The following is a 12,927-nucleotide window of genomic DNA, read 5'->3' on the forward strand; positions in this document are numbered from 1 at the left end:
GGCTGGCTGGCCTGCTCAACCGCACCGCGCTTGAACTCGGTGCTGAACTTCCTTCGCTTCGACATGAACACTCCTCATGGCCTTGATCGGCCTTCTCGTAAGTGTCCGTGAAAACGGGGGTGAACCCCCGGTTGCGGCGAAGGATTCGAAAGGCGAGGCGAAACCTGCGCGGCGTGGCGGCGGGTCGTGACCCGCCCTTCCGTGTCTCAAAATGTGCGTAAGGCGGGTTAAAACCCGCCCTACCGGTCCCCCGTTTCGAGCGGGAAAATTCCGGGGTTTTCCGTGCGCTGGCGCGCCGTTGCCAGTCAAGGATGACGGCAAATGCCGGATTGATTCTGATCAAGGCATTCCGGGGTGATGTTCATTACCGTGGTGTCGCGCGGGGTTGGCGCACTGCGGCGGCTGCAGGTGATGCGGCGATTGCGCCAATCGGTGTTCCGGCCGGTGCCGGAAGACTGTTTGAGGCAGCAAGCGAACGGGCAGGCGCGCATGCCGATGATGGCGGGTGGCTATATTCGCCCGGCCCTGGTGAGTTACCCGATCAAGCCGGGTAGCGTCCGGAAAGGAGGCGAAAATGAGCCCCGTACTGCGCGAGATCCTGATGGAGCCGGTGGGTTGGCTGGCCATCGGCGGCAGCCTGGTCATGTTTGCGTTGGTGGTGGGCATACACTTGTATGTCCGCAAGCAGATTCGCCGGGCAGAGCGGGACCTGGCGGCGAAACAGGATGCCGAAAAACGCGCGTAAGACGGGTCAATGCCCGCCCGACCGGGACGGGTCGGGCGCCCTGAGGTTGCCAACTGGGCGCCTGGAAGTCGCTACTACCTAAGTGGGGTTCTGCAGCCATGTACCTCAAGCCGCGTTACACCGTCGCCTTCCTGATTCTGGCCAGTACGGCGCTCACGGCGCTGGGACTGCCGGCGGGCACGCGCATCGGCATGCCGGCGGCGAGTCTCGCGTCGGGGGTGGCGGCGTTGTCGCTCATGGCGTCCGCGGCCGTTCTCGGCGCGCGCTGGAAGTTCGTCGAATCGGTTTTCGGCGGCCTCGACCGCGTCTACGTCGTGCACAAATGGCTGGGCGTCTGGGCGCTGGGCCTGGCCTCGTTCCACCTGGTGTTCAAGGCGGGCATGCCGGGCTGGGAGACTGCCGTCATACTGCCGTTGCCGGATGGCTGGCCGCGATTCCTTCGCCAGTTCTCCTTCGTCGGCCTGATGTTCATCGTGCTGCTGGCCTTGAATCGCAACATCCCCTATGGCGTGTGGCGATGGTGGCACAAGCTGTCCGGGCTGCTGTTCGTGGTGGTGGCGTTGCACTGGCTCAGTTTCAAGCAGCCGATCCCGTTGGATAGCGCGGCCGGCATCTGGCTGGCTGCGCTGTCGGCAGCGGGGGTGGCGGGCGCGTTCTACAAGCTTCTGTTGTACCCGCTGCTGTCCGCGCACGCCGAATACCAGGTGGTCGGCGTGCGCTCCGGCGGGGCGGCGATGCATCTGGAATTGGAGCCGGTACGGAAGGGCATCGATTTCCAGCCCGGCCAGTTCGGCTTCCTGCGCATGAACGTGGAGGGCATGCGCGAACCGCATCCGTTCACCATCGCGTCGGGCAGCGGCGGGAAGGGCCGGGTCTGCTTCGAGATCCGCAGCCTGGGCGATTTCACGGGCAAGCTGGTCGCCACCGCGAGCGTCGGGATGCGCGCGGACATCTATGCGCCGCACGGGCGGTTCCTGCGCCGGCAGGAGGCGCGGCGCGAGGTCTGGGTCGGCGGCGGCGTCGGCATCTCCTCCTTCATCGCCTGGCTTCAGGATCCCCGCGCCGGAAGCTTCGACAAGGTCACGCTGTTCTATTTCCACACGCCCGGACGCGATTTCCCGGAAGTGCCGGTGATGGCGTCCATGGCGCGCGAGCGCGGGGTGGAACTGGTGCCCGTCGCGGGCGGGCCGTCGGATCCGGCGTTCGTCGATCGCATCGGCAGCATCTGCCAGGAAACGGCTCCGGCCGAGATCGACGTGGCGTTCTGCGGCCCGCGCGGCCTGCTGGCGCAGGTAAGCCGGACCCTGCAGGCGAAAGGGGTGCCCGGTGCAAACGTACGCCACGAATTTTCCGAATTCCGATGACGATTTTTTGAACGCGCGTAAGGCGGGTTGAAACCCGCCCGCTTTCATGCCATCGCCTTGTGCGACTCGAACGGCAGCAGTTGCGCGCCTTCGTGGACGATGGCGAAACCCGCCGCTTCCATGTGTTCGCGGTCGGCATCGACCAGCACCAGGATGTTGCCGGCTTCGATTTCCGCGCTGAACTTGCGGCGGATCGGATCGGGCACCGAAGCGCCGACCAGCGCGGCGATCCAGCCGCCGATGGCCGCGCCGACCACGATGGCGGCGATGGCGCCGGCCCAGCTGATGCCCGGCGTGGACACCAGCATCGCCGCCACCCCGGCCAGCAGGCCGGTGGCGGCGCCGTAACCGATGCCGCGCATCGCCGCCGGCAGCATGTCGGTGTCGGCCTCCTTGCGCGCGTTGCGGATCGAATGCAGCTCGATGTCCGGGCGTGCGACCAGCAGCAGGTCGCGGTTGTCCACGCCTGCGCGGCGTGCGGCCCGGAGGGCGGCCTGGGCGACGGCCAGGTCGGGTGCGCAGAACACGTGCCGGATCTTCATGTCCGCCTCCCGTGCATGCAGGGAGGCTTCCGCGCTGGAAGCCGTCCCGGGACTGGAAACCGTTCGCATCGGGCGCAGCGGAGCGCCGCTCCGCGAAGTCGAACCACCCGGTTTGCGAGGATGAACGGCCCTTCGACTTCGCGCCTTCGGCGCTACGCCCAGGGTGGTCGGGATCTCGGGGCAGGTTCTAGGCCCGCGGCCGTTATGCCGGCGTGACGGCGGGAATCGCGCGCGGGCCGGCGCGTCCGTGCCGGATTTCCCGGCGAATGCGCGTTCCGCGCTGCGGCATGGCCCGGGCCAAAGGGAAAACCCGCCGTGCGGCGGGCCTTCCCGATGCCGCGGCGACGACGCGCGCCGGCTTACCAGAACGTCACGTACAGCGCGACGAGGATGGCGATCACCGCAAGGCTGGCGACGTTGAAGAACGGCGACGTCGCGTAGCGGACGCCGTCGGTGCGGATGCGGTCGCGCGCGGCGCCGCTCTTCGTCGCCAGCGACACGACGACCGCCAGCGCCAGCGCCAGCAGGAACACCAGGCCGATCCGGTCCATGAACGGCAGCGCCGGCCACGCCAGCTTCAGCACGATCGACAGCGCGAACGAACCGATCGCCGCGGCCAGCGCGCCGGCCTCGTTGGCGCGCTTCCAGAACAGGCCGAGCAGGAAGATCACCACGATGCCGGGGGTGAAGAAGCCGGTGAACTCCTGGATGTACTGGAAGCCCTGGTCGAAGCCGCCCAGCAGCGGTCTGGCGGTCAGCACCGCCACGGCGATCGCCGAGATCGCGGCGATGCGGCCGACCCGCACCAGCGTCGCCTGCGATGCGTCGGCGCGGCGCTTGGCGTAGAAGTCGAGGGTGAAGATGGTCGCCACCGAATTGATCTTCGACGCCAGCGACGCGACGACCGCGGCGACCAGCGCGGCGAACACCAGGCCGAGCACGCCCGGCGGCAGCAGGCCCATCATCGTCGGATAGGCGGCGTCGGGCTTGGCCAGGTTCGGCGCCAGCACCACCGCGGCGATGCCCGGCAGCACCACGATCACCGGCATCAGCAGTTTCAGGAACGCGGCGAACACCACGCCCTTCTGCGCCTCGCCGATGTCCCGGGCCGCCAGCGCGCGCTGGATGATGTACTGGTTGAAGCCCCAGTAGCTCACGTTGGCGATCCACATGCCGCCGACCAGCACCGACAGCCCCGGCAGGTCCTTGTAGAACGGGTTGGAGCGGTCGAGGATCATCTCGAACTTGCCCGGGTGCTGCGCCCACAGCGCGTTGAAGCCGGCGACGACGCTGCCGTCGCCGATCTTCGCCAGCGTGATGCCGGTGACCAGCAGGCCGCCCAGCACCAGCAGGGTGACCTGCACGATGTCGGTCAGCGCCACCGCCTTCAGCCCGCCGTACAACTGGTAGGCGAGGGCGAAGCCGCCGAGCAGGGCCAGCGCCAGCAGCTGGTCCAGGCCGGTCACCTGCGCCACCGCGATCGAACCCAGCCACAGGATCGAGGTCAGGTTGACGAACACGTACAGGCCCAGCCAGAACACCGCCATCAGCGTGCGGATGCGGCCGCCGTAGCGCTCCTCGAGGAACTGCGGCATCGTGGTGATGCCGTTGCGCAGGAATATCGGCAGGAACCACTTGCCGACGATCAGCAGGGTCAGCGCCGCCATCCATTCGTAGGACGCGATCGCCAGGCCGATGGCGTAGCCGGAGCCGGACATGCCGATGATCTGCTCGGCGGAGATGTTGGCGGCGATCAGCGAGGCGCCGATCGCCCACCACGGCAGCGCGCGGCTGGCGAGGAAGTAGTCCTCGGCCGACTTGCGGTGGCCGCCCTTCTCGCGCGAGACCAGCTGAGCGAGCACGAAGATGCCGGCCAGGTAGGCCAGCACGATGCCGATGTCGAGTGGAGTCAGGGTCATGCCGTGGGTTCTCCGGAAGGAAGGCGGATCGCGGGTTCAGCGGGCGGGCGCGGCGGCGGGATCGCCGGCGAAGCGCGGTTCGGGCAGGCCGCGCGCGCCGGCGGCGAGCGCGAACAGCGCGCCGGCGCGGCGGTCGCGTTCGCGCGCGGCCGCGTCCATGCCGTCGTGCGCGCTGGTGACGTAGAGCGTGCCGAGGTCGCGGCCGCCGAACGCGGGCCGGGTCGGTTGCCGGGTGGGGAGGCGGACCACCCGGTCCTCGCGGCCGTCGGCCAGGTAGCGCACCACGCGCGCCGCGCCCCATTGCGCGTTCCACAGCGCGCCCTCGGCGTCGACCGCCGAGCCGTCCGGCTCGCCCGCGTGGCCGGACAGGTCGACGAAGGTCTCGGCCGCGCCGATCGCGTCGCCATACGCGCAGCGTTCGATGCGCTTGCGCGGCGAATCGCAGAAGTACATCGTCGCGCCGTCCGGGCTGAAGGCGATGCTGTTGGCGATGGCGACCTTCGGCAGCGGCAGCGCTTCGAGGCCAAGGTCGGGATTCAAGCGGTAGAAGCCGCCGACCGCGCGCCTGTCGCCGCCGTCGCGCGGTTCGTGCAGCGTGCCGAACACGAAGCGGCCCTGGCGGTCGCAGGCGCCGTCGTTGGCGCGCGTGTCGAGGCCGGGCTCGATGTCGTGCAGCGTGCGCAGCTCGCCGCTGTCGAGGTGGAAGAACGCCAGTCGCGACGCCAGCGCCAGCAGCAGCCAGTCGTCGGCCTCGCACAGCGCGAGCGAAGCCAGCCGCTCCGGCAGCGCCCAGGTGCGCACCGCGCCGTCGGCCGGGCGCAGCCGCCACAGCGTCGCCGCGTGGATGTCGGTCCAGTACAGCGCCTGCGCGCGTTCGCACCACAGCACGCCTTCGCCGAGCCGGTTGCCGGCGTCGAGTACGACTTCGGCCGCGGCGCTCACCGCCGGCCCCCGTCGACGACGAACGCCCGGGCGGTGCGCCTGCGGCTGGCGGGGCCGGGATGGCCGGCGCGGTTTGGATCCGTGCCCATCGCCGTCACCATTCGGCCACGCTGCCGTCGGCATGCCGCCACACCGGGTTGCGCCAGCGGTGGCCCTCGATGGCGCGTTCCTCGACGTAGGCCTGGTTCATCTCGATGCCCAGCCCCGGGCCTTCCGGCATCGCCACGTAGCCGTCGCGGTAGTCGAACGGCGCGCGGTCGGCGAGGTAGTCGAGCAGGTCGTTGGCGGCGTTGTAGTGGATGCCCAGGCTCTGTTCCTGGATGAAGGCGTTGTAGCAGACCGCGTCGAGCTGCAGGTTCGCGGCCAGCGCGATCGGGCCGAGCGGGCAGTGCAGGGCGAGGGCGACGTCGTAGGCCTCGGCCATCGCCGCGATCTTGCGCGTCTCGGTGATGCCGCCGGCGTGCGAGGGGTCGGGCTGGATGATGTCGACGCCGCCGGCCTGCAGCACGCGCTTGAAGTCGTAGCGCGAGTACAGGCGCTCGCCCAGCGCGATCGGCGCGGCCGAGATCGCGGCCAGCTCCGGGATCGCCTCGAGGTGTTCGGACAGCACCGGTTCCTCGACGAACATCAGCCCGAACGGCCGGAGTTCGTGCAGCAGCACCTTGGCCATCGGCCTGTGCACGCGGCCGTGGAAGTCGACGCCGAGGCCGATGTCGGGGCCGACCGCGTCGCGCACCGCCTGCACGTTCTCCAGCGCGCGGGTGACCTTGGCGTGGCTGTCGACGAACTGCAGTTCTTCGGTGCCGTTCATCTTCACCGCGGTGAAGCCGCGCGCCACCGCTTCCTTCGCCGCGCGCGCGGTATCGGCCGGGCGGTCGCCGCCGATCCACGAATACACCCGGATGCGCTCGCGCACCTTGCCGCCGAGCAGTGCGTGCACCGGCACGCCGAGCGCCTTGCCGTGGATGTCCCACAGCGCCTGGTCGAGGCCGGCCAGCGCGCTCATCAGCACCGGCCCGCCGCGGTAGAAGCCGGCGCGGTACAGCACGTTCCAGTGGTCCTCGATCCGTCGCGGGTCCTTGCCGAGCAGGTAGTCGGACAGCTCGTCGACCGCCGCGGCGACGGTGTGCGCGCGGCCTTCGACGACCGGCTCGCCCCAGCCGCTGATGCCGGCATCGGTGTCGATGCGCAGGAACAGCCAGCGTGGCGGGACCAGATAGGTGGTGATGGCGGTGATCTTCATGGTTGCGGGTCGGTTCGGGCGGCGTTCCAGGTGGCGACGAATTCGCGCGCGCGGCGGGCGACGTCGGCGGCGTCGCGGCCCGGCGCGGACAGCGCCGAACCGATGCCGAAGCCGGCGGCGCCGGCGGCGCGGTAGTCGGCGATGCGCTGCGGGGTGATGCCGCCGACCGGCAGCACGGCGGTGCCGGCCGGCAGCACGCTGCGCCAGGCTTTCAACACGGACGGGCCGAGTTGTTCGGCGGGGAACAGCTTCAGCGCATCGGCGCCGGCGCGCAGTGCGGCGAAGGCCTCGCTCGGCGTCGCCGCGCCGGGCACGCACGGCAGGCCGGCGCGCTTCGCCGCGGCGATCACCGCGGCGTCGGTGTGCGGCATCACGATCAACCGCCCGCCCGCCGCGGCCACGGCCTCGACCTGCGCCGGTTCCAGCACGGTGCCGGCGCCGACCACGCAGCGCTCGCCGAATCCGCGCGCCAGCGCGGCGATGCCGTCGAGCGGCTGCGGCGAATTCAGCGGCACCTCGAGGATGCGGAAGCCGGCGTCGTACAGCGCGGCGCCGATCGCCGGCGCTTCCGTCGGGGTCAGGCCGCGCAGGATCGCGACCAGCGGCAAGGGCTGCAGCCAATCGGGTTTCATCGGGGATGCTCCGTGGGGGAAACCAGGCCGGCGTCGGCGGCGATGCGCCACAGGCCATGCGCGGCGGCATCGGCGGCGGCGGTGCGCGAAGCGATCCCGAACTGCTGCAACGCAAGCCGGTAGCGCGCGCACAACGCGACGTCGCCGACCAGCACCGGCGCGTCCGCCTCTGCGCCGGCCTCCGCGCACCGCGCGCGCATGCCGCGGATCTCCTCGCCGACCAGCAGGCCGGACAGCCAGGCCGGCACCGCGCGCGCGGCAAGGCTGCCGTCCAGCAGCCGCGCGCGCGCGGCGAAGATCCGGGTCAGCGCGCCGGCCGCGCCGCTGTCGCGCGCGGTGCGGACTCCGTCGACGAAGGCCGGTTCGTCGCCGGCATCGCGGTCGCCGCCGGTATCGGCGCCGAGGATCGAATGCCGCAGCAGCAGCGCGTACAGCTCGCCGGTCATCGCGGTGCGGAAGCCGCGCACTTCGCCGTCGCGCACCTCGACCCACTTGCTGTGGGTGCCGGGCAATACCAGGGTCGCGCGGGCGGCCAGCGCCGGGTCGCGCGCGACGGCGCCGAGTACCTGGGTCTCTTCGCCGCGCATCACGTCGGGGCCCCGTGGATCGCGCAGGCCGGGCACCAGCCGCAGCGGCGCGCCATCGGCGGCGACGATTTCGCCGAGCGCGCGCGCCAGCCGCGCCACGCCGGTCGGCGTGGCGAGGTAGGGCATCTCGCGCCAGCCGCCGCGCGCGCCGACCATGCCGGCGGCGATGCGCGGCAACCGCGGCCAGCCGCGGCTGATGCCGGCCAGCGCCGCGGCGAAGCCGCCTTCGGGCAGGTTGCGCAGGCCCCACGGTTGCCGCCGGGTCTCGAGGATCGATCCGTCGCCGGCGAGCAGGTAGCCGCGCAGGCTGCTGGTTCCCCAGTCGAGGGCGATCAGCGCGGCCATCTTCAGCGCGCCTTGCCGTCGCGGAAGCGGCGGCGCAGGTTGCCGCGCGAGTCCTCGCCCAGCGCCAGCATCGCCGCGCCGGCGGCGTTCGCGCGCCGCCGGCGGATCGCGTCGTAGACCGCGAAGTGCTGCGGCAGCGAATACTTGAAGTCGACCGCGCTGCGCGCCGAAAGCCGGAAATACGCGGCCAGCGCGGTGTCGATGACCGCGAACAGCGAGGTCATCAGCTCGTTGTTGGCCGCCTCCAGCACGCGCTGGTGGAATTCGAGGTCGGCGCGCGCCCAGGCGTCGAGGTCGGCGGCATCGGCCATCGCCTGGTAGGCGGCCTTCAGTTGCGCCAGCTGCATGGCGTCGCGGCGCCGGGCGGCGGCGGCGGCGGCGGCGGGCTCGATGATCGCGCGCATCTCCACCAGCTTCTCGACGAAGTCCGCGGTCGGCATCGCCGCGCAGCGCCAGGCCAGGACGTCGGGATCGAGCTGGTTCCAGTGGCGGCTGTCGCGCACGCGCGTACCGGTCTTCTGCCGCGATTCGATCAGTCCCTTCGCCGCGAGCAGCTTCAGGCCTTCGCGCAGCACGGTGCGGCTGACCGCCATGTCCTGCGCCAGCGCTTCTTCGCGCGGCAGCGCGGCGCCCGGCCGCAGCCGGCCGTCGACGATCTGGCGCCCGAGCTGCTGCACCACGTGGTCGGGCAGGTTGCGTGCCGCGCTGGTCCTCACTGCATCCCTCCGCCGTCGCGCCCGCGCGCACCGCGCACCCGGTTCCGGCCCGTGACCGGGCGCGTGCCCGGCCTTTCGGCGGGTATCAGAACATATAGTCAGACAATATAAAAGCGGGCGCCGCGCAGGCCCGCGCCGCAACGGCGCGCCCGCAAGATCCGGATATCCGCCGCCGCCGGCCCGCGCGACGATGCGCATCGATTCGATATTCCGGAGTCCGTCATGTCCTTCCGCATCACCGGCCTGTCGCCGGAACCGTTCCGCCACCTGTTCGGCCTCGGCGACGAAGAACTGAAGGCGCACGGCGCCATCCGCGTCGTCGTCGATGCGGCCAACGGCTATCCCGAACGCATCGAGCTGCGCGACGCCGCGCCCGGCGAAAGCGTGCTGCTGCTGAACTACACCCACCAGCCGGCCGACACCCCGTACCGCTCCAGCCACGCCATCTACGTGCGCGAAGGCGCCGAACGCGCCGCCGATTTCCGCGACGAAGTGCCGGAAGTCCTGCGCCGCCGCGTCGTCGCCCTGCGCGCTTTCGATCGCCACCACCTGCTGATCGACGCCGACCTGGCCAGCGGCGACGGCATCGCGGCGCTGGCCGAGCGCCTGTTCGAGAACCCGCGCGCCGCCTACCTGCATGCGCATTACGCCAAATACGGCTGCTATGCCGCGCGCGTGGACCGTGCCTGAACCGCCGGCCCGCGCCGGCCGCGGCGGTTAACGCCGATTTCCCGTTTCGTTTACGGCGGCATGACAGATGGGAGATAGGCTGGCGTCACGCGACGACCGAAGAAGAGGGGACCACGATGACCCAGGTCTTCTATGCGCAGGACGAGGCGGGCAACCGGTGCCGGGTGATGCAGAGCCTCGAAGAGCTGCAGCCGCCGGCCAACGGCGCCACGCTCGTCTACCGGCTCGACGACGGCACGCCGGTGCGGCGCGTCGACAACGACACCTTCCAGGTGATGGGCAGCGGCGCCTACGTGACCATCGTGCGCGAATGACGCGCCGGCACGGCATCCCGGCGATGCGCCGACCCGACCCGGGCGCGGGCGGTCAGCGGGTGGCGCCGGGGCTTCCGCCTTCGTCCACGGCCGGCGCGGGATGGCGCAACGCCAGCCAGCCCAGCAGCAGCACCAGCGCCAGCAGCAGGAACGAGGCGACGGCCAGGCCGGGCGCGAGCCTGCGCTTCGGCAGGTCGTCGGCGCCGGCGGCCATCGGCAACTGATACGCCGCCCGCGCGGCGCCCAGTTCGCGCTCCAGCGCCTCCATGCGCGCATCGCCGAGCAGCACGTGCAGCAGCCGGCCGTCGACCAGTTGCAGGTGCGAGGAGCGGTCGGCGATTTCGCGCGCGTGCGCGTCGAACGTGCCCGGCGTGACGATGATCAGCATGCCGGCGCCGAGCCGCGGCAGCCGCCGCTGCAGCGCCTGGATCTCGTGGTGGAACAGCGGCTGCAGGCGGTCGCGGCAGGCGACCACGAAGAACTTCTCGTCCTGCCGCAGCAGCAGGTCGATGCCGTCGAGGTCGCGCTCGCGGCCGTCGTCGGGCGACTGGACCACCGAATAGCCCTGCCGGCGGTAATAGTCGGCGACGGCCAGCTCCAGCGGCCTGCGCCCGGCGCGGGTCAGTTGCGGGGAATCGGGTTTTCCGTTCCGGATCTTGTGGCCGTTGTTCGTGTTTCCCATGGCGGTCCGTACCTGAGGGCATCCATGGGAGGTAACGCAGCAAGAAGCGTGCCACGGCAACAGGCGGCGGGAAGCGGCCCGCCGCGGCCTGTCAACCTGACCCTCAGGGTCAGCAGTTGACCCGAAACCCGCCGCTGGCGGTCGCGGGGACCGGCATCCGGCTGCTGCCAGGCAGGGGCCGGCATGCGACCCTATGCGTCTCTACGAACCGGAAAAGCAGGAGCGGCGCATGGAACTGGGCATGGTGGGCTTGGGCAGGATGGGCGCGAACATGGCGCAGCGGCTGGTCCGCGCCGGGCATCGCGTGGTCGGCTACGACCCCGGCGCCGAGGCGCGCACGCATGCGGCCGCGCAGGGCATCGAGGCGGTGGCTTCGTTGCAGGAACTGGTCGCCGCGCTGGCCGCACCCCGCGCGCTGTGGCTGATGGTGCCGGCGGGCGAGATCGTCGACAAAACCCTCGAAGCCCTGTTGCCGCTGCTGGCGGCGGACGACAGCATCGTCGACGGCGGCAATTCCAACTACAAGGACAGCCGGCGCCGCGCCGCGTGGCTGGCCGAGGCTGGCATCCACTTCCTCGACTGCGGCACCAGCGGCGGCGTCTGGGGGCTGAGCGAGGGCTACAGCCTGATGATCGGCGGCGACGAAGCGGTGACCGCGCGGCTGGCGCCGATCTTCGCCGCGCTGGCGCCTAGCCCGGACAGCGGCTGGGGCCGGGTCGGCCCGGTCGGCGCCGGCCATTTCTGCAAGATGATCCACAACGGCATCGAGTACGGAATGATGCAGGCCTACGCCGAAGGCTTCGCGATCCTGCAGCGCAAGGCCGAGTTCGGCCTGGACCTGCACCAGGTCGCGCAGATCTGGCGCGACGGCAGCGTGGTGCGCTCGTGGCTGCTCGACCTGACCGCCGACGCGCTGAAGAAGAACCCGCGGATGGATGGCATCGCGCCCTATGTCGAGGATTCCGGCGAAGGCCGCTGGACCGTGGCCGAGGCGGTCGACCTCGACGTGCCGGCGCCGGGGATCACCCTGTCGCTGCTGCAGCGGTTGCGCTCGCGCGACGGCGATTCCTATGCCGACAAGCTGCTGGCGGCGATGCGCAACGAGTTCGGCGGGCACAAGGTCAAGGCCGGCTGACGGGCCGCGCCCTGCGCCGGGCGAGCCCGGCGCCGCGGGGATCGAAGCCCGCCGCCGCGGGTGGCGGTTAAAGTAACGGTCTTGCCGAGGAGAACCGCCATGCCCGCACCCGCTTTCGCCCCGATCGCCCCCTATCTGGCCATGGCCGGGATCGCGTGGGTGTTCTACCGGCGCATCCGCCGCAATTTCGGCCGCCAGCCGTGGCGGCACGCGCGCACCGTCGCGCGGTTGGTGCTGGTGGCGGTGGCCAGCGCCTTCGTCTGCCTGGCGGCGGCGTTCGTGCCGCACGTCGCCGTGGGCATCGGCCTGGGCGCGGCAGCCGGCGTGGCGCTGGGCTTGCTGTCGTTGCGCCATACCCATGCCGAATGGGTCGATGGCGGCGGTTTCTACACGCCGAACCCGTGGATCGGCGGCGCGCTCACCGCGTTGCTGGTCGCGCGACTGGCGTGGCGCTGGACCCATGGCGCATTCGCCGGCGGCGCGGCGCAGGGCATGCAGCAGGCCAGCCCGCTGACGATGTCGATGGCGGCCGCGTTGCTGGCGTATTCGCTGGTCTACAACATCGGCCTGCTGGTGCGCATGCGGGCGCTGGCCGCCGCCGCGCCGGCAACCAAGGCCGGCGCATGAACCTGGCGCTGCACTTCGGCCTGCTCGGCGTGGTCGAGGCGGGGCTGATCGCCTTCGCCGTCGGCATGCTGACCTACCTGCTGTGGCGCGGCCTGTCGCGCGCGTTCCGTTTTTCCGACGCGCGCGCGCTGGGCTGGGCGTTGTTCAGCGCCAGCGCGTTCGCGGCCGGCGTCGACGCCTGGAACCTGTTCTACCTCGGCCTGATGAAGCTCGAGTCGCCGCTGTACGCGCGGCTCGCGCTGCAGGGCATCCACGACCCCGAGTCGCTCGGCGCGCGCGTGGTCTGCGAAGCGGTCGGCGCATGGAGCGGCGTGGTCGCCGCGTGGCTGGCGTTCAGTCGCCGTTGGGCGAAGCCGGCGTCGTCGCCGGCCGCCGTGGAACGCGAAAAACACGGCTGATTTCATCGCCGCCTCACGCTTCGAATCCCGGTCTCACCCACCCGTC

15 protein-coding genes are annotated in these 12,927 nt (G+C 71.1%); 7 read left to right on the plus strand and 8 right to left on the minus strand.

All coding sequences use genetic code 11. From position 1 onward, the window contains the following. Positions 1-574: 574 nt before the first annotated feature. Together CSC71_RS05575 and CSC71_RS05580 are read left to right on the plus strand one after the other, a co-directional pair. The gene (locus tag CSC71_RS05575; protein ID WP_162373371.1) at positions 575-745 is read left to right on the plus strand and encodes a hypothetical protein; all 171 of its coding nucleotides are present in this window, start codon (positions 575-577) and stop codon (positions 743-745) included. A gap of 98 nt (positions 746-843) precedes the next feature. Next, positions 844-2,109, plus strand: coding sequence for a ferredoxin reductase family protein (locus CSC71_RS05580; RefSeq protein ID WP_162373372.1), 1,266 nt, complete (start codon positions 844-846; stop codon positions 2,107-2,109). 44 nt (positions 2,110-2,153) lie between these two features. Here CSC71_RS05580 and CSC71_RS05585 read toward each other — a convergent pair whose 3' ends face one another. From CSC71_RS05585 to CSC71_RS05615, 7 genes are all read right to left on the minus strand, one after another. Next, positions 2,154-2,651, minus strand: a complete 498-nt coding sequence (locus CSC71_RS05585) for a hypothetical protein (protein ID WP_162373373.1) — start codon at positions 2,649-2,651, stop codon at positions 2,154-2,156. Between the two features lie 359 nt (positions 2,652-3,010). Then, on the minus strand, positions 3,011-4,570 hold the full coding sequence (locus tag CSC71_RS05590) for a sodium:solute symporter family transporter (RefSeq protein WP_162373374.1): 1,560 nt from the start codon (positions 4,568-4,570) through the stop codon (positions 3,011-3,013). Between the two features lie 36 nt (positions 4,571-4,606). Then, on the minus strand, positions 4,607-5,512 hold the full coding sequence (locus CSC71_RS05595; protein ID WP_211367889.1) for an SMP-30/gluconolactonase/LRE family protein: 906 nt from the start codon (positions 5,510-5,512) through the stop codon (positions 4,607-4,609). A 94-nt stretch (positions 5,513-5,606) separates the two neighbouring features. Further along, positions 5,607-6,755, minus strand: a complete 1,149-nt coding sequence (gene dgoD / locus CSC71_RS05600) for a galactonate dehydratase (RefSeq protein WP_162373376.1) — start codon at positions 6,753-6,755, stop codon at positions 5,607-5,609. Beyond that, the gene (locus CSC71_RS05605) at positions 6,752-7,387 is read right to left on the minus strand and encodes a 2-dehydro-3-deoxy-6-phosphogalactonate aldolase (protein ID WP_162373377.1); all 636 of its coding nucleotides are present in this window, start codon (positions 7,385-7,387) and stop codon (positions 6,752-6,754) included. The genes dgoD and CSC71_RS05605 overlap by 4 nt, the downstream gene beginning before the upstream one ends. Further along, positions 7,384-8,319 carry a 2-dehydro-3-deoxygalactonokinase gene (locus CSC71_RS05610; protein WP_162373378.1) on the minus strand — a complete coding sequence of 312 codons (936 nt, stop codon included), beginning with the start codon at positions 8,317-8,319 and terminating at the stop codon, positions 7,384-7,386. Before CSC71_RS05610 ends, CSC71_RS05605 begins: the two co-directional genes overlap by 4 nt. A 2-nt stretch (positions 8,320-8,321) precedes the next feature. Next, positions 8,322-9,035: a FadR/GntR family transcriptional regulator gene (locus CSC71_RS05615; protein ID WP_246192016.1), complete on the minus strand. Its 714-nt coding sequence runs from the start codon at positions 9,033-9,035 to the stop codon at positions 8,322-8,324. Positions 9,036-9,257: 222 nt separating this feature from the next. Between CSC71_RS05615 and CSC71_RS05620 the strand changes: the two genes are divergently transcribed. Both CSC71_RS05620 and CSC71_RS05625 read left to right on the plus strand, forming a co-directional pair. Then, positions 9,258-9,725, plus strand: a complete 468-nt coding sequence (locus tag CSC71_RS05620; RefSeq protein WP_162373380.1) for a DUF1203 domain-containing protein — start codon at positions 9,258-9,260, stop codon at positions 9,723-9,725. A 116-nt stretch (positions 9,726-9,841) separates the two neighbouring features. Beyond that, entirely contained in the window at positions 9,842-10,039 is a 198-nt protein-coding gene (locus CSC71_RS05625) for a hypothetical protein (protein ID WP_162373381.1), read from the plus strand. A 52-nt stretch (positions 10,040-10,091) separates the two neighbouring features. Here CSC71_RS05625 and CSC71_RS05630 read toward each other — a convergent pair whose 3' ends face one another. Further along, positions 10,092-10,721, minus strand: a complete 630-nt coding sequence (locus CSC71_RS05630) for a restriction endonuclease (RefSeq protein ID WP_162373382.1) — start codon at positions 10,719-10,721, stop codon at positions 10,092-10,094. 229 nt (positions 10,722-10,950) lie between these two features. Between CSC71_RS05630 and gnd the strand changes: the two genes are divergently transcribed. The 3 genes from gnd (at position 10,951) to CSC71_RS05645 (ending at position 12,881) form a co-directional block, all read left to right on the plus strand. After that, positions 10,951-11,856, plus strand: coding sequence for a phosphogluconate dehydrogenase (NAD(+)-dependent, decarboxylating) (gnd, locus tag CSC71_RS05635; RefSeq protein ID WP_246192018.1), 906 nt, complete (start codon positions 10,951-10,953; stop codon positions 11,854-11,856). 99 nt (positions 11,857-11,955) lie between these two features. Next, a complete protein-coding gene (locus tag CSC71_RS05640) occupies positions 11,956-12,483 on the plus strand; it encodes a CcdC protein domain-containing protein (protein WP_162373384.1) in 528 nt (175 codons plus the stop codon). Further along, positions 12,480-12,881 carry a hypothetical protein gene (locus tag CSC71_RS05645; RefSeq protein WP_162373385.1) on the plus strand — a complete coding sequence of 134 codons (402 nt, stop codon included), beginning with the start codon at positions 12,480-12,482 and terminating at the stop codon, positions 12,879-12,881. Before CSC71_RS05640 ends, CSC71_RS05645 begins: the two co-directional genes overlap by 4 nt. Positions 12,882-12,927 lie beyond the last annotated feature (46 nt).

The sequence above is a fragment of the Pseudoxanthomonas sangjuensis genome, assembly GCF_010211755.1.
Taxonomy (GTDB): Bacteria; Pseudomonadota; Gammaproteobacteria; order Xanthomonadales; family Xanthomonadaceae; genus Pseudoxanthomonas_A; species Pseudoxanthomonas_A sangjuensis.